This is a genomic window from Nocardia sp. NPDC003963, assembly GCF_053605105.1.
Genome location: NZ_JBSGIP010000058.1, coordinates 1 through 21,281, shown reverse-complemented (window position 1 = coordinate 21,281; position 21,281 = coordinate 1). Strand labels below are relative to the sequence as shown.

General features: G+C 68.4%; 22 protein-coding genes. 15 read left to right on the top strand and 7 right to left on the bottom strand.

The features are described from left to right. Positions 1–82: 82 nt before the first annotated feature. From ACWEWT_RS35530 to ACWEWT_RS35520, 3 genes are all read right to left on the bottom strand, one after another. Positions 83–901, bottom strand: a complete 819-nt coding sequence (locus ACWEWT_RS35530; protein ID WP_452565286.1) for a class I SAM-dependent methyltransferase — start codon at positions 899–901, stop codon at positions 83–85. Then, positions 871–1,386 (bottom strand): DUF2505 domain-containing protein, encoded by a 516-nt coding sequence (locus ACWEWT_RS35525; RefSeq protein WP_452565285.1) that lies wholly within the window; start codon positions 1,384–1,386, stop codon positions 871–873. The genes ACWEWT_RS35530 and ACWEWT_RS35525 overlap by 31 nt, the downstream gene beginning before the upstream one ends. 83 nt (positions 1,387–1,469) lie before the next feature. Then, on the bottom strand, positions 1,470–1,958 hold the full coding sequence (locus ACWEWT_RS35520; RefSeq protein ID WP_452565284.1) for a DUF2505 domain-containing protein: 489 nt from the start codon (positions 1,956–1,958) through the stop codon (positions 1,470–1,472). A 66-nt stretch (positions 1,959–2,024) separates the two neighbouring features. On the opposite strand from ACWEWT_RS35520, the gene ACWEWT_RS35515 reads away from it, so the two are divergent. After that, entirely contained in the window at positions 2,025–3,089 is a 1,065-nt protein-coding gene (locus tag ACWEWT_RS35515; protein WP_452565296.1) for a UDP-N-acetylmuramate dehydrogenase, read from the top strand. Positions 3,090–3,212: 123 nt separating this feature from the next. Here the strand turns inward: ACWEWT_RS35515 and ACWEWT_RS35510 are convergent, their stop codons facing one another. Next, positions 3,213–3,947, bottom strand: a complete 735-nt coding sequence (locus ACWEWT_RS35510) for an SDR family NAD(P)-dependent oxidoreductase (protein WP_452565283.1) — start codon at positions 3,945–3,947, stop codon at positions 3,213–3,215. A gap of 23 nt (positions 3,948–3,970) precedes the next feature. On the opposite strand from ACWEWT_RS35510, the gene ACWEWT_RS35505 reads away from it, so the two are divergent. The 3 genes from ACWEWT_RS35505 (at position 3,971) to ACWEWT_RS35495 (ending at position 6,800) form a co-directional block, all read left to right on the top strand. Beyond that, positions 3,971–4,804 carry an alpha/beta fold hydrolase gene (locus ACWEWT_RS35505; RefSeq protein ID WP_452565282.1) on the top strand — a complete coding sequence of 278 codons (834 nt, stop codon included), beginning with the start codon at positions 3,971–3,973 and terminating at the stop codon, positions 4,802–4,804. A 155-nt stretch (positions 4,805–4,959) separates the two neighbouring features. Further along, positions 4,960–6,300, top strand: coding sequence for a D-inositol-3-phosphate glycosyltransferase (gene mshA, locus ACWEWT_RS35500; protein WP_452565281.1), 1,341 nt, complete (start codon positions 4,960–4,962; stop codon positions 6,298–6,300). Further along, the gene (locus ACWEWT_RS35495; protein WP_452565280.1) at positions 6,297–6,800 is read left to right on the top strand and encodes a YbjN domain-containing protein; all 504 of its coding nucleotides are present in this window, start codon (positions 6,297–6,299) and stop codon (positions 6,798–6,800) included. Before mshA ends, ACWEWT_RS35495 begins: the two co-directional genes overlap by 4 nt. Positions 6,801–6,807: 7 nt before the next feature. On the opposite strand, the gene ACWEWT_RS35490 is transcribed toward ACWEWT_RS35495, so the two are convergent. Beyond that, on the bottom strand, positions 6,808–7,155 hold the full coding sequence (locus ACWEWT_RS35490; RefSeq protein ID WP_452565279.1) for a MerR family transcriptional regulator: 348 nt from the start codon (positions 7,153–7,155) through the stop codon (positions 6,808–6,810). Positions 7,156–7,319: 164 nt separating this feature from the next. Here ACWEWT_RS35490 and ACWEWT_RS35485 point away from each other — a divergent pair, with 164 nt between their 5' ends. The 7 genes from ACWEWT_RS35485 (at position 7,320) to ACWEWT_RS35455 (ending at position 14,853) form a co-directional block, all read left to right on the top strand. Continuing rightward, positions 7,320–8,117 (top strand): aminotransferase class IV family protein, encoded by a 798-nt coding sequence (locus tag ACWEWT_RS35485; protein WP_452565278.1) that lies wholly within the window; start codon positions 7,320–7,322, stop codon positions 8,115–8,117. Positions 8,118–8,193: 76 nt separating this feature from the next. Then, positions 8,194–8,616, top strand: a complete 423-nt coding sequence (locus ACWEWT_RS35480; protein WP_452565277.1) for a TIGR03618 family F420-dependent PPOX class oxidoreductase — start codon at positions 8,194–8,196, stop codon at positions 8,614–8,616. Between the two features lie 94 nt (positions 8,617–8,710). After that, positions 8,711–9,619, top strand: coding sequence for an ROK family protein (locus ACWEWT_RS35475; protein ID WP_452565276.1), 909 nt, complete (start codon positions 8,711–8,713; stop codon positions 9,617–9,619). Between the two features lie 51 nt (positions 9,620–9,670). Then, positions 9,671–10,408, top strand: coding sequence for a phosphoglyceromutase (locus ACWEWT_RS35470; RefSeq protein ID WP_452565275.1), 738 nt, complete (start codon positions 9,671–9,673; stop codon positions 10,406–10,408). A gap of 249 nt (positions 10,409–10,657) precedes the next feature. After that, entirely contained in the window at positions 10,658–12,709 is a 2,052-nt protein-coding gene (locus tag ACWEWT_RS35465) for a CocE/NonD family hydrolase (RefSeq protein ID WP_452565274.1), read from the top strand. A gap of 222 nt (positions 12,710–12,931) precedes the next feature. Continuing rightward, positions 12,932–14,167, top strand: a complete 1,236-nt coding sequence (locus ACWEWT_RS35460) for a sensor histidine kinase (protein ID WP_452565273.1) — start codon at positions 12,932–12,934, stop codon at positions 14,165–14,167. Continuing rightward, on the top strand, positions 14,164–14,853 hold the full coding sequence (locus ACWEWT_RS35455) for a response regulator transcription factor (RefSeq protein ID WP_062999755.1): 690 nt from the start codon (positions 14,164–14,166) through the stop codon (positions 14,851–14,853). The genes ACWEWT_RS35460 and ACWEWT_RS35455 overlap by 4 nt, the downstream gene beginning before the upstream one ends. 9 nt (positions 14,854–14,862) lie before the next feature. On the opposite strand, the gene ACWEWT_RS35450 is transcribed toward ACWEWT_RS35455, so the two are convergent. Then, positions 14,863–15,216 carry a hypothetical protein gene (locus tag ACWEWT_RS35450; protein ID WP_452565272.1) on the bottom strand — a complete coding sequence of 118 codons (354 nt, stop codon included), beginning with the start codon at positions 15,214–15,216 and terminating at the stop codon, positions 14,863–14,865. Positions 15,217–15,228: 12 nt separating this feature from the next. Further along, positions 15,229–16,089, bottom strand: a complete 861-nt coding sequence (locus tag ACWEWT_RS35445; RefSeq protein WP_452565295.1) for a hypothetical protein — start codon at positions 16,087–16,089, stop codon at positions 15,229–15,231. A gap of 119 nt (positions 16,090–16,208) precedes the next feature. Here ACWEWT_RS35445 and ACWEWT_RS35440 point away from each other — a divergent pair, with 119 nt between their 5' ends. From ACWEWT_RS35440 to ACWEWT_RS35425, 4 genes are all read left to right on the top strand, one after another. Continuing rightward, a complete protein-coding gene (locus ACWEWT_RS35440) occupies positions 16,209–17,237 on the top strand; it encodes a Ppx/GppA phosphatase family protein (RefSeq protein ID WP_452565271.1) in 1,029 nt (342 codons plus the stop codon). Continuing rightward, complete coding sequence (locus ACWEWT_RS35435; RefSeq protein WP_452565270.1) at positions 17,234–18,988, top strand: hypothetical protein; 1,755 nt, start codon at positions 17,234–17,236, stop codon at positions 18,986–18,988. Before ACWEWT_RS35440 ends, ACWEWT_RS35435 begins: the two co-directional genes overlap by 4 nt. An 11-nt stretch (positions 18,989–18,999) precedes the next feature. Continuing rightward, positions 19,000–19,923 carry a sugar phosphate isomerase/epimerase family protein gene (locus tag ACWEWT_RS35430; protein ID WP_452565269.1) on the top strand — a complete coding sequence of 308 codons (924 nt, stop codon included), beginning with the start codon at positions 19,000–19,002 and terminating at the stop codon, positions 19,921–19,923. Between the two features lie 175 nt (positions 19,924–20,098). After that, positions 20,099–21,001 (top strand): thioesterase family protein, encoded by a 903-nt coding sequence (locus ACWEWT_RS35425; protein ID WP_452565268.1) that lies wholly within the window; start codon positions 20,099–20,101, stop codon positions 20,999–21,001. The last annotated feature ends 280 nt before the right edge of the window (positions 21,002–21,281 follow it).

The following is a 21,281-nucleotide window of genomic DNA, read 5'->3' as shown; positions in this document are numbered from 1 at the left end:
TGCCGGCTCTGTGGGCCGGTTGTGGGCGGATGGTGAATGTGTCGACGTCAGCGCGGTCGAGATGGTCGTTTTGTGATTCGAGTCACATGGATTGCTCCGCCTGTCCAGCGGGAGCGACCGCCGACCACGGAACGCTCAGGACATTGTCGCGTAGCCGCCGCCGGTAGTCGTGGACCGGAAAACCCTGTTCCCGTAGGAGGTCCGCCGCCGCCCGCCAGCGCACCCGCGGTCCGAACACGGCCAGGGGCGCGGTGTGCGCCCACGCCCGGTCCGCCGCGCCGAGCAGGGCATGTACCGGTTCGCCCGGCACATTGCGGTGGATCAGTGCTTTGGGGAGCCGTTCGGCCAGATCGGAGGGGCGTTCGACGGTGAACGGATCCCAGGCGAGAGTCAGGGTGCGCGGGCCGGAACGATCCAGTACCACCCAGACGCACCGGCGGCCGAGTTCGTCGCAGGTGCCCTCGACCAGCAGACCTCCCGGGGCCAGCCCCGACAGAATCGTCGTCCAGGCTCCGGCTACCGCCGACTCCGGATACTGGCGCAGCACATTGAACGCGCGGACCAGGATCGGACGCAGACCCGCCAATTCGAAACCACCGCGGGCGAAATGGACGCCGTCACGATCCGGCACCACGCGTGCCGGATCGATCTCCAGTCCCACCACCCGCACATCCGGGCGCACCGTGCGCAAACGGGCGGCCAGCTCCAGCGTCGTCCACGGTTGCGAGCCGTAACCGAGATCCACCACCAGCGGGTCGGCGGCACGGCGCAGCACTTCGGCGAGCCGCGGATCTCCGGTCAGCTGCCGGTCGCTGCGGCGGAGCCGGTTGGTCCCGGTGGTGCCACGGGTGACGGTGCCGAGCGGAACACTCAGCCGGCCGGTTTTTGTTCGTCCAGCCATTGCTGGGTCACTTCGGCCTCGGCGCGAAACAGATCCACCAGGTTCACCAGCATGAGCTGTTCCAGCCGCGGACCCATCATCGGGATGAACACTTTCGCTTCCGAGGACATCCGCATGGTGCAGCCGGTATCGGTCGGGAAGAGACGTGTCGTACCGGTGAGGCTGCCGGGCCCGGCGGGAATCGACGCCGAATACTTGCCCTCGACCTCCGGGCCGAACGGCCCGAAGCGCTCCTTGCGGGTGATGACCATGTCCTTGCGCATCACCGACTGCGCGATCTCGGGCAGCGTCTCGCGCGGCAGGATGTGGTGCAGGACGACCTCGATACCGTCCTCGCTCACATCGAGACTGATGACCTCGTTCGGCGAGTACTTCCGCATCTCGACCATCCGGGCCTCCCAGTAGTCCCGGTCGGTCAGCGCCGCGTACAGCTCTTTTGTGGTGTGCAGCGGGTAGCGGGCGGAATAGTCCAGTCGGCGAGCCATGCGCGGTAGGTTACCGTCCGGACCCGCCGCGGCCGTGGGAGGCCGGGCAGGCTCGACTCGGCCGACCGGCGGTCACCCGGGTGCTACGGCTGCTCGGCGATCCAGGTGTTGGTGAACTCGGTCTCCTCGGCCAGCAGTTCGGTGAGCCGTTCGCCGATGGCCTCCTCGATCTTGCGGCCGAACAGCGGAACCTTCACCTCGATCGTGCCGGAGATCTCGGCCACCGCGCCGGTGGGTTCGTCGGTGGCGGTGATGGAGCCGCGGACCTCCGCCGGTGCCCCCTCGACCCGCGCCTCGAAAGTACCGGTGGTCCCCGACCACAGTTCGGTCCGCGGAATGATCAGGTCGCCGGGACGTACGGCGGTGATGGCGGGCGGCAGCAGATCGGCGGGGATGGACTGTACGACCTCGACCCGTACCTGCTCACCCTCGACCGACAGCGAGACGAATTCGGCGGCGGGCCCGCCCACGGCCGCGATCCGGTCCTTCCAGTACTGCTCGTCGCAGAATGCCTCGCGCACCGCCGCGACCGGATGAGAGTAGCGAGCCGTATACGCCAGCGCTGTAGCCATGACCGAACACGCTACCGTCTGGTCGTGCGAACTTCTCGGGCTGTCCCGGCGGACGAACTGCGGCAGATGCTGGCCGGAACGGGCGCGGTCGTGCGGCCCGCTGTCCCGCTGGCCGAGCTGACCACGCTGCGCGTCGGCGGCCGGGCGACGGTCGCCGACTGCGGGACCACCGAGGCGCTGGTGGCGACCGTGCGGGCGCTGGACGCGGCCGGGGTACCCGTGCTGCTGGTCGCCGGAGGGTCGAACCTGCTGGTCTCCGATGACGAAGTGGCGGCGGTGGTGGTCCGGGTGGCCACCGAAGGGGTCGAGTTCGGAGCGGACAGTGTCACCGCGGAGGCCGGTGCGAACTGGGACGGGGTGGTCGCGAAAAGCGTGCGGGCCGGATTCGGTGGATTGGAATGCCTGTCCGGGATCCCCGGATCGGCCGGGGCCACGCCGGTGCAGAATGTCGGCGCCTACGGTGTCGAGGTCGCGGATCTACTGCGCCGGGTGCAGTTGCTGGACCGGGCGACCGGCGATATCCACTGGGCGGGTCCCGGCGAACTCGCGTTCGGCTACCGGACCAGCCGGCTCAAACATCACGACGACGCGGTGGTCCTGGCGGTGGAATTCGCGCTGCACCCCGACGGCACGAGTGCGCCCCTGCGTTACGGGGAGCTCGCGCGCCGGCTGGACGCCGCCGACGGGGAAACCCGGCCGGCGGACGCCGTCCGGGAAACCGTGCTCGGACTGCGGGCGGGTAAAGGGATGGTGCTCGATCCGGCCGACCACGACACCTGGAGTGCCGGGTCCTTCTTCACCAATCCGGTGGTTCCCGACGATGAGGTGGACCGGGTCCGGGCCGCGGTCCGCGACCGGCTCGGCGAGGTATCGGTCCCGACGTATCCAGGGGTCGGCGGGGTGAAATTCTCCGCTGGCTGGCTGATCGAACGCGCCGGTTTCGGCAAGGGGTTCCCGGGGCCGGACGCGCCCGCCCGGTTGTCCACCAAACACACCCTCGCCCTCACCAACCGCGGGGCGGCCACGGCCGCCGATATCGTCACGCTGGCCCGCACGGTCCGCGACGGTGTGGCGGAGCGGTTCGGGGTGGTCCTGGTGCCCGAACCGGTCACGGTGGGAATCCAGTTGTAGAGAGGTCGGCCGCGCCGACCGCGAGCTGTGTCGTGGCGGCCTGACACAGGTATCACGCAGATGACCGAGGCCGAGTTCGGTCAGTTCGCCGAAGATCGCGAGTACCCGGCGGAGTGAGAGTCGTCAGGCGCGGCGGGCGAAGCGGCCCGGGTCGGCCTGGTCGCGGGGTTTGACGATGATCTGGTCCAGGTTGACGTGCGAGGGTCGGCTCGCGGCGAAGGCCACGATTTCGGCGATGTCCTGGGCGACCAGGGGGTCGATGCCCTGGTAGACCGCGGCCGCGCGGTCGGTGTCGCCGTCGAAACGGACCAGGGAGAATTCCGTCTCTACCGCGCCGGGGGCGATTTCGGTGAGCCGGACCGGCCGGCCCAGGAGTTCACCGCGCAGCGTCCGGTGCAGGACGGCCTGGGCGTGTTTGGCGGAGGTGTAGCCCGAGCCGTTGTCGTAGGCGTGGAAGGCGGCCACCGAGGTGATGGTGACGATGAGGCCGTCGCCGGAGGCGATGAGTTTCGGGAGCAGCGCTTTGGTCATCCGCAGCGTGCCGAGCACATTGGTTTCCCACATCCAGCGCCAGTCGTCGAGATCGGCGTCGGCCACGGTGGCCAGGCCCTTGGCGCCACCGGCATTGTTGACCAGAATGTTGGTGCTCTCGATCGCGTCGGCGAACGCCCGGACCGATTCGTCGGAGGTGACGTCGAGTTCGAGCGCGGTCCCGCCGATCTCGTCGGCCAGCGTCCGCAGCCGGTCGACCCGGCGGGCACCCACGTACACGTGGTACCCCTGTTTCGCGAGTTCCCGGGCGGTGGCTTCGCCGATACCCGAGCTGGCCCCGGTGACAACAGCGGTGCGTGTGCTCATGCACCCGATCCTATGATGCGCTCATGGCTATACGGGAAGCGCGCAGTGCGGACGGGACCGGCATCGTCTATCGGACGGGCGGGCCCGCGCAGGCGCGGCCGCTGGTGCTGGTGCACGGCTGGTCGGCGGATCTGCGCTGCTGGGGGCCGGTGTTCGACGATTTCGCCGCCGATTTCCGGGTCGTGGCCCTCGACCTGCGCGGTCACGGGTATTCGGACGCGCCCGCTTCCGGTTACGACGATTCGAAGAACTGGGCCGCCGATATCGCCGCGGTCCTCGCCGCCGAATCCATCGAATCGGACGCGCTATTGCTGGGGTGGTCCTACGGCGGCATCGTGATCACCGACTACCTCGCCGAATACGGTACGGGCGCGGTCGCCGGAGTCGTCTACACCGGAGCGATGGCCAATATCGGTAAAGGGGTGCCGGGCGCCGAAGTCGGGGAATCCATGCAGCAGGCGATTCCCGCGGTGTTCGAGACGAGCGCGGGGCGGGCGGTCCGCGGTTTCGCCGCGTTCGGGAACGCCAACACGGGCCCGGGGCCGGACAAGGGTCCGGATGCCCAGCGGTTGTTCGGTGCGAGTCTGGCTACGCCGCCGTTCGTACGCAAGGCGCTGTTCTACCGTTCGGTGGACAACACCGAGACGCTGCGTGGGCTCGATATCCCGGTGCTCGTCCTGCACGGTTCGGCGGATCCGGTGGTGCCGGTCGCCGACGGCCGCTATATCGCGGATACCGCACCACTGGGCCGGGCCGCCGTGTGGGCGGACGCACAGCACGGGCTGTTCATCGAGGATCCGGCCCGCTTCGTGAGCGAGGTCCGGAAGTTCTCGGCGGACTGCGGTACGGCGTCCTGATTGTCCGTGACGAGCGGTTTTCCCGATCTGTCCGGCTTTATCGGCGAGCGCCACGGCTGCACGCCGACGCCCGGAAGGAGTGCCGAACCGGCGAGGTGTGATCACTTTCACGACCGGGGAAGGAGGCGCCGGGCCGGGGCGTTGCACCGTGCAATATGGACATCGTGAGTCAACGCCCGGACCGACGGCCGAACCGTATCGCCGTACTGACGGTGCACACCTCACCACTGGCGCAGCCCGGTACGGGCGATGCGGGCGGGATGAATGTCTACGTCCTCCAGACCGCGCTCCAACTGGCTCAGCGGGGGACCGAGGTCGAGATCTTCACCCGGGCCACTTCGTCGAATCTGCCCCCGGTGCAGGAAGCCGCGCCCGGCGTCCTGGTGCGCAATGTGGTGGCCGGGCCCTTCGAGGGCCTGGACAAACACGATCTGCCGACCCAGCTGTGCCCGTTCACCGCCGAGGTGCTGCGGCAGGAGGCCCGGCAGCTGCCCGGCTACTACGACCTGGTGCATTCGCACTACTGGCTGTCCGGGCAGGTCGGCTGGCTCGCCCGTGACCGGTGGCGGGTGCCGCTGGTGCACACCGCGCACACGCTGGCGGCGGTGAAGAACGCTGCCCTGGCCGAGGGGGATTCCCCCGAACCGGCGACCCGCGAGATCGGTGAGAAGCAGGTCATCGCCGAAGCCGACCGGCTCACCGCCAATACCGCGCGGGAAGCGCGGGACCTCATAGAGCTGTACGGCGCACTGCCCGACCGGGTCGATATCGTGCCGCCGGGCGCGGACCTCACCCGGTACCGTCCGGGTGACCGGGCGGCGGCCCGGGCCGAGCTCGGTCTGGCGGCGCACGAGGAGATCGTCGCGTTCGTCGGCCGGATCCAGCCGTTGAAGGCGCCCGACGTGCTGGTGCGCGCGGTCGCCGAGGCAGTGCGGCGGCGACCCGGACGCCCGCTGCGAGCACTGATCGTGGGTGGTCCGTCGGGTACCGGACTGGAGCGGCCGGACGCGCTCATCGAACTCGCCGCCGAACTCGGGGTCGCCGACCAGGTGACCTTCCTGCCGCCGCAGCCGCCGGACCGGCTGGTGCAGGTGTACCGGGCCGCGGATCTGGTCGCGGTGCCGAGCCACAACGAATCCTTCGGGCTCGTCGCTCTGGAGGCGCAGGCGAGCGGGACACCGGTGCTGGCGGCCGCGGTCGGCGGGCTGGGTACCGCGGTCCGGCACGAGCACAGCGGGTTGCTGGTGGCCGGGCACCGCACTCCGGATTGGGCCGGCGCGCTGGAATATCTGCTCGACGATCCACAGCGATTGCGGCTGCTGGGCGCGCAGGCGGTAACGCACGCGGCGGGTTTCTCCTGGGCGCATACCGCCGAGAAACTGCTGCACAGCTATACCGCCGCGCTCGGCGGTCACGGTCGCGGCCCGGCTATCCTCGGCGAGAGCCAGGCCAGATCGCGGGCGCTGTGGCGGCGCCGGACGGGAGTGCGCAGATGAACGGGACATCGGCCACCGCGCGGATCGTCGAGGAGACACTGCGCGATCGCGAGATCGAGTACACCCACCCCAGCGGTGATGTGTTCGTCGCGGTGCTACCGGGCGAGCGGAAGCTCGAGACCAATGTGATGCTGACCCTCGGAGCGCACGGGGTGCGCTTCGAATCGTTCGTATGCCGCAAACCCGACGAGAATTTCGAAGGGGTCTACAAATATCTGCTGCGCCGCAACCGGCGTCTCTACGGTGTCGCGTACACGATCGACAAATTGGGTGATATCTATCTGGTGGGCCGGGCGGCCACGCATGCGGTGACCGCCGAGGAACTGGATCGGATCTTCGGGCAGATCCTCGAAGCGGTGGACGGGGATTTCAACACCCTGCTGGAACTCGGCTTCGCCGAATCCATCCGCAAGGAATGGAAGTGGCGGGTCTCGCGCGGTGAATCGTTGCAGAACCTGCGCGCCTTCGAGCATCTGGTCGATTCCGCCGATCCGAACTGATCCGGGTTCAGCGGGCGCCCACGTGTTCGATCAGGTCGAGCAGTTCGGTGCGGCGATGCCGGAGGTCGTCGAGTTTGCCGTCCAGGGTTGTCAGTTCGGCGCGCAGAATGGGTTCCATGCAGGGCTCGACCTGCCCGGTACCGTCCCAACCGCAGTCGATGACCTCGTCGATCACGCGAATCGGTAACCCCGCGGCCAGTAGACGGCGGATCCTGGTGACGTCACGAACGGCCGTCTCGGGGTAACGGCGGTATCCGTTCGTGCCGCGTTCTGGGGTCAGCAGTCCGCGCTCTTCGTAATAGCGCAGCAGCCGCTGGCTGGTGCCGGTCGCTTCCGCGAGTTCGCCGATTCGCATGGTCGGTCCTCCTGATCTCCTGTGGAACAACCGGGATCCGGTGCCGGTGATTCCGGCGCTTGACCCTCACATGGTGTGAATGTGGACGGTGGAGCCATGCGAACAGACCTTGTTTTCGACAGCGGTGAAACCCTCGATTCCGTACTCGCGCAGCAGGAGACACGATGACTGTGCACACCGCCCAGATCGACGGCCGTACCGCCTCGGCGGCGGAATTGGCACCGCTGGCCTTCGCCGGTTACGCCCATTTCACCGCGGCGCAGGTGCGGGACGGGGGGATTCGTGGTCTCGACCTGCACCTGAATCGGTTGCGGGAGGCGTCCGGGGAACTCTTCGGCCACGCGCTTCCCGACGATCGGGTGCGCGAACTCCTGCGCGCGGCGCTGGCCGCGAGTCCGGCCGATGTGTCGTTGACCGCCACCGTGTTCTCCCGGACGGGTGAGTTCGTGGCGGCCGGTGCCGACCTCTCGGTCCTGGTACGCACCGGTCCGCCCGCGTCGGGCCCCTCCGGTCCACTCGCGCTGGCCGTGGTGGAGTACGAGCGCCCGCTCGCGCGGGTGAAGCATGTCGGCGAAGTGGCCAAGACCTATTACCTGCGCCGGGCTGTCCGGCAGGGGTTCGACGACGCGGCGTTCGTCGACCGTGCCGGACGGTTCAGTGAGGCGACCATCTGGAATCTGGCGTTCTGGGACGGGGATTCGGTGGTGTGGCCCCGGGCCGACATACTGTCGGGGACCATGATGGGCAGCGTCGGCAGACAGCTGGACCGGCTCGGCGTGCCACAGCGAACCGAAGAGATCGCGGTACCGGATCTGCCCGGTCTCGCGGGGGCGGTGGTCATGAACTCGTGGACCCCCGCGGTACTCGTGCACCGGATCGGAACTGTCACTGTCCCCGTGGCTCCCGACTTCGCCGAACTGCTGCGCCGGGCATACGTGCGGGAGCCGCTCGTCGCGCCGTGAACCGGAGTCGGGTACGGGGAACAGCCCGACGACGGGCGCCGGGAATGAACGGACCACGCGAAGGGTAGAACAGAGCATGAAACTCGACGATGCCGCTCGCGCATTCATCGGCGCCGGTGCCGACGCCACGCTGGTCACCGTGAACTCGGATGGAAGTCCGCAGGTCAGCGTGGTGTGGGTGGCGCTGCAGGAGGGGCCGGACGGTGACGAGCTGGTCACCGCCCACCTCGGTGAGTACCGCAAGGTACGCAATGTGCGCCGCGATCCCCGGGTGGCGGTCACCATCCTGTCCCCGGAGAAGGGGGAGATCATGCGGCCGTATCTGTCGGTCACCGGGACCGCGCGCATCGTCGAGGGTGGCGCTCCGGAGTTGCTGGCGGAGTTGGCGAAAACGCTCGCGAGCCCGGGTGCGGCCTTCCCGCCTCCGGACGCGCCGCCCGGCCTGCTCACCCGGATCCGGATCGACAAGGTCGGCGGTATCGGTCCCTGGGCCTCCTGACCGAGTGGGATCGCGTCCGAAGGTGTGACAGCGCGGAACCCGGCCGCGCATGGGTCACAATCGGATTCTGCGGATCGGATCTTCAGGAGGAGCGGTGGCGGTTCTGGCACTGGATATCGGGGCGACGAAATTCGCCGCGGGACTGGTGGACGACGCGGGCCGGGTGAGTTCGGTGCGGCGGGTCCCGGTCCCGGCCGACGATGTGTGGCAGGTATGCAGTGAGCTGCTGCGCGCGGTCGCGGCCGGGGCCGCGGTGACGGCGGTGGGTATCGGATCGGCGGGGCCGGTGGACGTTCCGGCCGGGATCACCCGGGCACTCAATATCCCGCAGTGGCGCGACGGGTTCGCGATTGTCGCGGCAGTCGGTGCACTGTTCCCGGATGCCGCGATCCGTTTCGCGCTCGACGGTGCGTGTCTGGCGCTGGCCGAACATCATTCGGGTGCGCTGCGCGGGCTGCGGAACGGACTGGCGATGACCGTCTCGTCCGGGATCGGCGGGGGCATTCTGGTCGACGGCCGTGTATCGACGGGACGAACCGGAAATGCCGGTCATATCGGTCATATCGTGGTGCCGGGATGGGACGTGCCCTGCGCCTGCGGAGGTTTCGGCTGTCTGGAGGCGGTGGCGAGCGGGATGTCGTCGGTGCGCTGGGCGCGGGCGCAGGGCTGGTCCGGTGACACCGGCGCGGAACTGGCTCGCGCAGCCCGCGCCGGCGATGCGATCGCATCGGCCGCCCTGGAACGCGCCGGTACCGCCCTGGGTACCGCGGTCAGCTCCGCGGCCGCGCTGCTCGATGTGGACACGGTAGTGATCGGTGGCGGTTTCGCGGACTCGGGCGAAGCGCTGTGGGCGCCGCTGCGGGCCGCGGCCGCCCGGCACGCCGGATTGGGATTCATCCGGGAACTCCGGGTGGAGCCGTCCCGTCTCGCGGAAGGCGCGACACTGCGCGGCGCGGCCATCCTCGCGGCCGACCTGCCCGGACCGGGACAGCGGCGGCGGTAGCGGGCCCCGGGGGTGCGTGGGCCGGGATCGCGCCATGGCAGGATGGCCCGCATGACGAACACCCTCGTTTTGCTGCGCCACGGCGAGAGCGAATGGAACGCCCTGAACCTGTTCACCGGCTGGGTGGACGTGCATCTCACCGACAAGGGCGTCGCCGAGGGCAAACGGGCCGGTGAACTCCTGGCCGAGCACGGCATCGCGCCCGATATCGTCTACACCTCCCTGCTGCGCCGCGCGATCTCGACGGCGAATATCGCCCTGGACGCCGCCGACCGCCACTGGATCCCGGTGGTGCGGGACTGGCGCCTCAACGAACGGCACTACGGCGCGCTGCAGGGGAAGAACAAGGCGCAGATCCGCGACGAGTACGGCGAGGACCAGTTCATGCTGTGGCGGCGCAGTTACGACACACCGCCGCCGCCGATCGAACTCGGTGACGAGTACAGCCAGGACGGTGACGCGCGATACGCCGGTATCGAGGTCCCGCGTACGGAATGCCTGCTGGACGTGGTGAACCGGATGGTCCCGTACTGGGAGTCGACCATTTCGCAGGAACTGCGCGGGGGAAAGACGGTGCTGGTCGCGGCGCACGGTAATTCGTTGCGTGCCCTGGTCAAACATCTGGATCGGATCTCCGACGACGATATCGCCGGGCTGAATATCCCCACCGGAATTCCGCTGCGCTACGAATTGGACGATGATCTGCGTCCGGTGCGCCCCCGGGAGTACCTTGATCCGGAGGCCGCGGCCGCCGGTGCGGCCGCGGTCGCGAGCCAGGGCGGAAGGTAGTCCGAATCACGGCGCCGCGACCCGGAACGGGTTGCGGCGCTTTTTCGTACCGGTACCTATCGAGCGGGCCCGGGATATCGCGATTCTGTGATGTGCCACGGATGTGGACGGCTTCGCTTGTGCGAGAACACCGTATTCGGTCGCGTAATCGGAAAATCCCGTTTCCGGCAGGCCAGATTCTCGTTACTCGCCGGTAACGCTGTGTAAGCTCTCGAACGTCCGACCAGTCCGAGAGATGGATCACGACCGATGAAGTTTGTGATACGAGCCACCGTGGCTATGGCGGCCGGAATTCTGCTGATGCCACTGCTGGGCGGTGGCGCCGGGGCGGCGCCGGTGGTCTCCGGTCCCGACGGGGGAGCGGCGGGGGCACAGTGGGCGGCCACCCACGACGGTCCGCAGGAGTATCCCGGTATCGACATCACCTGGGATGTGCCGATCACGATGAGCGACGGCACAGTGTTGAAGGCCAATGTGTACCGGCCCGCCGACGCCGCGTCCCGGCCGATCGACACCCGGCTGCCCGTACTCGTCAATATGACGCCCTATACGAAACTCGTGTCCAACCTCGTCGACCACATGGGATCGATTCCGGGGGCGTCCGACGCGATATCCCAGCTGGCCCGCGATATCGATATGACCGGTACACCGCTGTCCGGGCTCACCGATCTCACCAAGGCACTCGGCGGCGGGGCCCTGCGCAACTTCGCGGTCGACCGCCAACTCGTGAAGAGCGGTTACGTCCAGGTCGTAGTGGATGTCCGCGGGACGGGCTTCTCCCAGGGCGTCTGGGATATGTTGCGCCAGCGCGAACAGCGCGACACCGTCGAGGTCATCGATTGGGCGTCGCGGCAACAGTGGGCGGACGGACAGGTCGGGATGACCGGCATGTCGTATTCCGGTATCAACCAGTTGCAGGCCGCCGAGCAGCATCCACCCGCGCTGAAGGCACTCTTCCCGGTGGTGCCCGGCAGCGATCTGGCACAGGACGTGCTGATGCCCGGCGGCGGTTTCGGCTTCGCCTTCATTCCGCTGTGGATGTCGCTGATCAACGCGACCAAATGGGTGCCCGATGTGCAGTCGATGGTGAACGGCACATTCGATCAGCGGTGGCTCGGTGACCGGTTGTCCTCGCCGTTCACCTACCTCGACGTATTCCTCAACGCCTACACCACACCTCGTGTGGAGGATCTCGATCCGCGCTTGCAGGAGATGATCAGAGGTGACAGCCCGGACCGGCAGGCCTGGCTCGGTGATCCGGCGCAGATCGATGTACCGACCTTCGTAACCGGCGGCTGGCACGATCTGTTCACCTATTCCGAATCCCAGATCTACAACGCGATATCGGTGCCGCCGGGGCAGAAACAGCTGCTGATGGGCGATACGTATCACATCAACTCGGGCAGCGAATCGGGCAGACCCGGGTTGCCGCCGCGGCTGGACGTGCTGCAGCGCGCCTGGTTCGACAAATGGTTGAAGGGCATCGACAACGGGATCGACCAGTACGGTCCGGTGACCCTGCGGCAGCAGGGTGGCGGCTGGGTGACCAAGGCCGGGTTCGGCGAGAGCGCACCGGCGGATCAGGCGGCCGAATACCGGCGGATGTACCTCTCGGCGGCGCCGAGCGGAACGGGCGGGCACAGCGTGCACGACGGGTCGCTGGGCACGGTGGCCGACAGTTCCGCCCGCCTGACGGTCGCGCCCGGGCTCACGGGACTGTGTTCCAACGACGGCGGCCAGGCGACCGCCGGAGTGGTCGCGGTGATCAACGCCTGCGGCGCCGATTCCCGGATCCAGGAGACCAACGGGCTGACCTTCACCAGCGCACCGGTGGCCGAGGCGGTCGAGATCTCCGGGCCCATCGCCGTGCAGTTGCAGACGGTGCAGGACGCGGCTGACGGCTACTGGTCGGTGACGGTCAACGATGTGGCGCCCGACGGGCAGTCCCGGGTGCTGTCGTCGGGGCAGTTGATGGCCTCGCTGCGCGAGATCGACGATTCCCTGAGCAGCCGATCGGCCAACGGTGATTACACCGACCCGCGGCCCTTCACCACCTTGGAGAACCGGCGGCTCACGGTGCCCGGGGAGGTGACCACGCTCGATATCGCGGTTCCCGCGATCGAGGCGAAGCTGGAACCGGGGCACCGGGTGCGGGTGGACGTCTACGCGGGCAACGCGCCGAAGGGTGTGCCGCCGTTGCCGATGATCATCGACACCGGCCTGAAACCGCAGCATGTGCAGCTCGACCCGAACCGGCCGAGTTTCGTGAACCTGCCGGTGCGCGGTAACCCCGGTTGGTGAACCCCCGCGTCCACGCGCGCGATACGAACCCCGTTGTGTCCCAGACATAATGGGGTTCGTTGTCGTTTCCGGCCCTCGGAACACGCCCGGGACGATCGAAACCTGTTCGCTGCCGAACAACGAGTAAACGCCCGGCGAACAACCAAGTAATCGCCCGTGACCTGCACGAAACTTCACCGACCCCGGGTTTGTTTACCTGTCGTCGACCGTACGATTCTTCATGTGAGCGTTCCCCAGGCCGTACTGCTGGCAGTCCTGGCGGCTGTCGTCGGACTGGCCGTCGGCGGACTTGTGATCCCGTATATGAACGCCCGGCAGGCGCAGCGGCGGCAAGCCGACTCCGGCCTCACGATGTCGCAGGTCCTCGACCTGATCGTGCTGGCCTCGGAGAGCGGTATCGCGGTGGTGGACGAATACCGCGATGTCGTACTGGTCAACCCGCGCGCCGAGGAACTCGGCCTGGTCCGTAACCGGCTGCTCGAGGAGCGGGCCTGGGTGGCGGTGGAGAAGGTCCTCGCGACCGGTGAAACGGCGGAGTTCGATCTCACGGCCGATAAACCGACACCCGGTCGCGGCCGGATCGCGGTGCGCGGTCTCGCGCGGCCGCTGTCCCCGGAGGAGACCAGCTTCACCGTCCTGTTCGCCGACGACGATTCCGAACAGGCCCGGATGGAAGCGACCCGCCGCGATTTCGTCGCCAATGTGAGCCATGAGCTGAAAACGCCGGTCGGGGCGATGAGCCTGCTGGCCGAGGCACTGCTCGAGACAGCGGACGATCCCGAGGCCGTCCGGCATTTCGGCCAGCGGGTACTGGCCGAAGCCGGCCGGCTCGGGAAGATGGTCACCGAACTGATCGCGCTGTCGCGGCTCCAGGGGGCCGAGAAACTTCCCGAACTCGAAGTCGTGGACGTCGATACGGTCGTCAACCAGGCCGTGGACCGATCCCGCACCGCGGCCGAGGCCGCCGGGATCACGGTCAGCACCGACCGGCCCAGCGGGCTCGAGGTCCTCGGCGACGAAACCCTGCTCATCACCGCCCTGTCGAACCTGGTCGAGAATGCCATCGCCTACTCACTGCGGGGCTCACACGTCTCGGTGAGCCGGTCGGTGCGCGGCTCCTATGTGGCGATGGCCGTGACCGACCGCGGTATCGGCATCGCCAAGGACGACCAGGAACGGGTGTTCGAACGATTCTTCCGCTCCGACAAGGCGCGCTCCCGCGCCACCGGCGGCACCGGACTAGGCCTGGCTATCGTGAAACACGTGGCCGCCAACCACAACGGTGAGATCACCCTGTGGAGCAAACTCGGCACCGGCTCGACATTCACCCTGCGCATACCCGCGCATCAGGAGGCCGACGGCACCGCCGCCGTCGGTCCGCCCGTGCTGACCAAAAGAGAAACCAGCCCGCGCCCCTCGGGTCCGGGCCGAACGAACGGTGTGGAGGCACGCAGATGACCAGTGTGTTGATCGTCGAGGACGAGGAGTCGCTGGCCGATCCACTCGCCTTCCTGCTCCGCAAGGAAGGTTTCGAGGTCACGGTCGTGGGAGACGGTCCTTCGGCGCTCGCCGAATTCGACCGGTCCGGCGCCGATATCGTCCTGCTCGACCTGATGCTGCCCGGTATGAGCGGCACCGATGTCTGCAAACAGCTGCGCACCCGCAGCGGGGTGCCGGTCATCATGGTGACCGCCCGCGACAGCGAGATCGACAAGGTCGTGGGGCTCGAACTCGGCGCCGACGACTATGTCACCAAGCCGTACTCGGCGCGGGAACTGATCGCCCGCATCCGGGCTGTGCTGCGCCGCGGCGCCGGCGACGAACTGGACTCCAGCAGCGAGAACGGTGTGCTGGAGGCGGGTCCGGTACGGATGGATGTGGACCGGCATACGGTGCTGGTGAACGGGAAACCGGTGACCCTGCCGCTGAAAGAGTTCGACCTGCTGGAATACCTGCTCCGTAATTCGGGCCGGGTGCTCACTCGCGGTCAGCTCATCGACCGGGTGTGGGGCGCGGACTACGTCGGCGACACCAAAACTCTCGATGTGCATGTGAAGCGGCTGCGGTCGAAGATCGAATCCGATCCGGCGCGGCCCGAACATCTCGTGACCGTGCGGGGGCTGGGGTACAAGCTGGAGGCCTGATCCGGTGGATCAGGGGAAGTAGACCCAGACCTCGCCGACCGGCGTATCGGTGCGGTGCAGTGGTGCCCAGCCGAGACCGTCCTCCTGGGCGCAGTCGTAGACCGGCACCGCCGCACCGTCACCGCGGCAGACGATACTGTGGCGGACGCCGTGCGGGCTGAGTACGAGGTATCGGCCGGCGTCGCGGGCCGCCAAGGCGTTCGGATCGCCGAACGGGACGAACTCCGCGGTCCGGTCGGTGAACTGGTGTGGATCGGTGGCGGGTCCGGCTCCCGCCGCGCCGGCCGCCACCGTCCAGGCGATACCGACAGCTGTCAGCGCCGCCGTACCGGCCGGCCATCGCATCCAGGGGCTGCGCGCCATGCTCTGCTCCCGTTATCGCAGGTCGAGACCGATTATTCGAGCGGGACGCTCGGGCTGACCGTTCTCCCGGGCCTTACGCAGCGCCCGGGTGGTCGCGGGATGCTCCGCACCGATTCCGGTGCCCTCCCGCCGCTGCAACTGCCGTTCGAGTTCCTGATACGCGGGCTCCCCGATCAGCTCGATGAGTTCGGATCGGTAGGACTGCCAGACCGGTCGCTCCCCGATATGGGCATCGGGTGAACCGGAGCAATACCAGTCCAGGTCGATCCCGCCCGGGCCCCATCCGCGCCGATCGTACTCGGTGATCACGGTGCGCAGGATCCGCACGCCGTCGGGCCGGTCCACCCAGTCCTGGGTACGGCGGATCGGTAGTTGCCAGCACACGTCCGGTTTGACCGTATGCGGTTCCACACCGCGGTGCAGGGCCATGATGTGCAGTGCGCAGCCCGCCCCGCCCGGGAAATCCGGGCCGTTGTGGAAGATGCACGCCCCGCCGACCCGGCGGGTGCGTTCGGCGGGCTCGCCGTCCAGTTCGTCGGTCTCCAGGTAGCCCTTACGGGTGATCTTGCCGTGCTCGTTGCGCGCCTCGTCCATCAACTGCCATTCCTGGGGAGTGAGCAGTTTGACTGCCTTGCGCAGACGTTTGCGATCGTCGTCGTCGGAGAGGAAGGCCCCGTGGGTGCAGCAGCCGGAATCGGGCTCCTCGGCCAGGATGCCCTGACAGGCGGGGGTGCCGAAAACGCAGGTCCAGCGGGAGGTCAACCAGGTGAGATCCGCGGCGATCAGATGTTCGTCGTCGTCGGGATCGACGAACTCGAGCCACTCGCGCGGAAAGTCGAGCGGTACTTCCCGGCTGGGCCGCATCTTCGGCATCGGAAGATCGGTGGGAGCGGGGACGGAGTCGTTCGCGGCAGCGCCTGACGTCACAACCCTCAACGCTAACACCACAACCGGGTCGCCTGGTGTTCAGGTACACCAAGTACCGTGTCCGTGTGCGTCTAGGTGTCCTCGATGTCGGAAGCAACACCGTTCACCTGCTGGTGGTGGACGCGCATCGGGGTGGGCATCCCATGCCGATGAGCTCGACCAAGGAATCGTTGCGGCTGTCGGAGAACATGGACGACGCGGGCCGGATCACCTCGGTGGGGGAGCAGAAACTCGTCGATACGGTGGCCGATCTGGCGAGTCTCGCCGCCACCTCGGGCTGTTCGGAGCTGATGGCGTTCGCCACCTCGGCGGTGCGCGAAGCGACCAACTCCGAGGAAGTGCTGAGCCGGGTGCGCGCGGAGACCGGGGTGGACCTGCGGGTCCTGACCGGAGTGGACGAGGCGCGATTGACCTTCCTGGCCGTGCGCCGCTGGTACGGGTGGAGTGCCGGCCGGATCATCAACCTCGATATCGGTGGCGGCTCCCTCGAGGTGAGTACCGGTGTGGACGAGGAGCCCGAAGTCGCGGTGTCGCTGCAACTGGGCGCCGGCCGGTTGACCCGTAAATGGTTACCGGAGGATCCGCCGAGCAAACGGCGTATCGGGATCCTCCGCGATTGGCTCGCCGCCGAGATGGTGGATCCGGCCAAACAGCTCGCCGAAGCGGGACGGCCCGATCTGGCGGTGGGCACCTCCAAAACTTTCCGTTCCCTGGCCCGGCTGACCGGTGCGGCGCCCTCGGGCGCCGGACCCAGGGTCCAGCGGACACTCACCAGTTCGGGATTGCGTCAGCTGATCGCGTTCATCTCCCGGATGACCGCCTCCGATCGCGCCGAACTGGAGGGAGTCAGCGCCGACCGGTCCCAGCAATTGGTGGCGGGAGCGCTCGTGGCCGAGGCGGCCATGCGCGCACTTTCCCTCGATACGCTGGAAATTTGTCCGTGGGCGCTGCGCGAAGGGCTGATCCTGCGCAAACTGGATACCGATATGGATGGTGGACCACTGACAACCAACGCACCGAAAGCGGCGACCGGTAACGGTTCGGCGTCCGGCGGCAAGACGTCGGCGGGCCCGATCGAAACGGTGCCTTCATGAGCAGGAACTCCAATCAACTGTCGGTAGCCGAACTGCTGGCCCGCAACGGACAGCAGCCGACCTCCAGTGGCGGAGGCAGGCGGCGCCGCGGTGGGCGCGGGCTCTCGGTCGACGACCTCTCCGGTGATATCCCGGTCGTCGAACGCAACGGTTCCGCGCACGCGGCCCCCGACGAAGCCGAAGCGGAGGACCCGGCCGAAGAGCCCGGTTCCTATGCCGCGGAAGCCGGTGGACCGGCCGGGAACGGTTTCGACCAGCAAGCGTATGGGGGCGAACAGGTCTCGTACGCTCCGCCGGACCCGAACTATTCGCCGATGTCGGGTCCGATCACGGTCTACAACCCGCTCGAGCCCTACCCGGCGGGACCCGCCGGTGACGGCGCTCCCGCCAGGCTGGGCGACCCGGACGCGTTCGCGGACGGCCGCGACCAGTTCCCGCCGGTGGAGGAGCCGCGCCGTAGCGGCCGTCGGCGACGCCCGGATCCGGAAGACGATTACGCCGCGGACGGCCACTACGCGAACGAGGCGCCGGAGAACCCTTCGTGGGAGGCCGGTCCACCGACTCCGGGCGGTGGACGTGCTGCCCGCCGGCGCGCGGCAGAAGCCGCCGAAGCCGCCGCGGTGGCCGAATACGCCCCCGAACCGGAGGCGCCGGTGGACTACGGTCTGCCCCCGGGGCCCGCTGATTTCGGGCGCGCGCCCACCCCGCCGGGAATGCCGGAGTTCGGTGGACCGGACGCAGGTCCGTCGTGGCCGGGCCAGGGATTCGACGGTCCGCCGCGGCTCGGGCCACCCGGGGCCGCCCCACCCACCGAGGTCTGGCAGGCAGCCGAGGCGTCCGCCGACGACGCCCGGCCCGCACTCGAGCGCCGCCGGCGCGGTGCGCGTCCACTGCCCGAGGCCGCGCCCTGGCCGGAACCGGCCGAGCCGGCGAACGGAGACCCGCATACCGTCGCCTGGTCACCGGCCGACCAGGGGATGCGGTTGCGGGCCGGCCTCCAGGGGCTGGAAGTGCCGCCGCACGAAACACCCGACCACGGTGACTTCCGTGGCCCGGGACCCCGGAACGGCCGGCCGGTGCCGCCCGCCCCGGGGGCGCCTGCCCCGGACTTCGGCCGAGACCAGGGTTTTCACCCCGGCCAGGATTTCGGCCCGGACCAGGGTTTCGACTCCGGATTCGCGCCCGGCCCGGATTTCGATCCGGATCCGGGCTTCGCGAAGACCGATATCTTCGCCACCGATGTGCACGGCCCCATGCGGCCGCTACCTGGTCCGGCCCCCGCCGGTGAGCAGTTCGAAACCGGTGATTTCGAACCGGAATACGATCCCGACTACGACGACCCCGAGGACACTGCCGACCGCGAGAACCGCCTGGGTCGTGCGCGTTCGGCACTGACCGGCACATTCGGGGCGGCCGGTGGGAAATTCGCGGCCACCAAGGCCAAGTTCGGCGCGGCCGCGCGCACTCCCGACCGCGAGACCACCGACGATCCGCGCAAACAGTGGATGGTGCTGGGCGCGCAGAGCGTGGGCGCGGCGATCGGCGGGATGCTGGCGTTCAAGGGTTTCGAGATGATGTGGGAGGCACAACCACTCATCGCGCTCGCGCTGGCGGTCGTGGTCATCCTCGGGCTCGTCGCGCTGGTGCGGATCCTGCGGCGCGGCGACGATATGTTCAGTACCGTGATCGCTGTGGTGGTCGGTGTGTTCGTCACGCTGGGACCGCTGGCATTTCTACTCAGTACGGGCTGAGCGAGGCAGCGATGGCAGGCATACCTCCCGCGGCCGGCTCGCGGGACGACAGGCGGCGCCGCGGAATCAAGGTGGGGCTGTCGACCGCCTCGGTCTACCCACAGAACACCGAGGCCGCCTTCCGCTATGCGGCCGAACTGGGTTACGACGGTGTCGAATTGATGGTCTGGGCCGAACCTGCCAGTCAGAGCGTCACCACCGTACGCGGCTACGCCCGCAAATACGCGGTACCGGTACTCGCGGTGCACGCGCCCTGCCTGCTCATCTCACAGCGAGTATGGGGCGCCGATCCGATATCGAAACTGGAACGCAGTGTGCGGACGGCCGAGGCGCTGGGCGCCGATACCGTAGTGGTGCACCCCCCGTTCCGCTGGCAGCGCCGCTACTCCGAGGGTTTCGCCGACCAGGTGGCCGAACTGGAGGAGGGCAGTTCGGTCGCCGTAGCGGTCGAGAACATGTTCCCGATGCGCGCCGACCGGCTCTTCGCCCGCCGGGCCCGCGATATCCAGCGGCTGGAACGACGTGGCGGACCGGGCCTTTCGCTGACCGCGTTCAGCCCGACATACGACCCCACCGACACCGGATTCCGGCACTACACGCTCGACCTGTCGCATACGGCCACCGCCGGCACCGATCCGCTGGCACTGGCCGAGCGGATGGGCGCGGGCCTGGTCCATCTGCATCTGGCCGACGGTCGTGGCGCCGCGCACGACGAGCACCTGGTCCCCGGCGAGGGCACCCAGCCGTGCGCTCAGGTATGCGCGGCACTGGTCGGAAACGATTTCGCCGGCCACGCGGTCGCCGAGATCAACACCCAGGAGGCGCGCACCACGGCAGCCCGGGCCGCGATGCTGGAGCGCACGCTCGCATTCGCCAGGACCCATCTGAATCCGGCGATCACCTCGCCCGACCCCAGCCCGATCGAGACCCGTTGATCGTGTCCTCCGGCCGTCGACCGCGCCCCACTGCGCCGAGTTCGGGGAGGCCCGCGTCGCTCCTGAAACACCGCCCCTACCGGTCCGCCTGTACGGCTGTGGGCGCGCTGTACCAAGATTGACCGGCAGTATGCACCCCGCGGAACGGTTACCGGGCCGAGGAGAAGGAGTACCGATGACGACGGAGACGGAACTGAGCGCCGAGCGGGAACTGGCGGCCACCGACGCACCGTTCAGCCGGGTCTGTGCCCTGACCGAACTCGCCGCCGACGAACCGGGCGACGGGCGCTATCGCGGCGTCATCGACGAAATCTGGACCATCGGGCCGAAAGTACACGGCGGCACAATGGTCGCCGGCTCGGCTGCCGCGGCGAGCCGCTGGCTGCGTACGGTGGAACCGGATCGCGCGAGTATGTCGCCGCTATCGGGCAGTACCGATTTCCTCGGCGCCCCGGAACCCGGCGAGGTGCTCTACGAGGTGACGGTCCGCAAAGTGGGCCGCCAGATCTGCCTGGTGGACGTGACGCTGGTACAGCGCGGCCGACCGCTGGTCCGTACCGCGTTCACATTCGGTCACCTGGACAGCCCCGACCGGCCGCCGCTCTACACCCCGGAACACACCGATCTCCCAGTGGAACCCACGGCCGACGCCATCGGCTACGAACCCGGCTCGTCGATGGGCCGGATCGTGCACGTGGCCCGCGGAATGGACGCCTTCCTGGACCGGGAATGGGCGCCGTTCATCGAGAACGCCCACGGCGAACCCCGGCTGCGTATGTGGCTGCGCCCACGACCGGGCGACCAGGCCGACCCGGAAATCACCTCCTATATCGCCATGATGGCCGCCGATATGTGCCCACCGGTGCCCACCAACCTCGGCTACTTCGGCTGGTCACCCACAGTTCAGATGACGACCTACCTCCGCCGCCGCCCCGCCCCCGGCTGGCTACGCATCATCGCCACCACACACGAGGTCGGCGGCGGAATATTCGATTCGGACCAGATCGTGGTCGACTCCACCGGCGCACTGGTCTCACAGAGCCGCCAGCTGGCACTGCTCCCCTCCCAGAAGCGATAGCTGTGTTTATCTGCCCCGCCTTCGGCGGGGCGGGGTGGGGGCTGTGTTTATCTGCCCCGCCTTCGGCGGGGCGGGTGGGGCCCTATTAACCCCGGTTCTTCACTCCGCCGCTCAGTCGCTGCGCTTCTTCGCTCTGTCGCTCCAGAACCGGGGCGGGCCCCACCGGCGGATGCCGACCGTTCGGGATGGGCGAAAGGTGTAGGTCCGCGCCGACGATCCCCGAGTAGCAACGGACACGGGCGCGCGTGCCGACGCGCCTCGCGTAGCAGAAACCAAGGGT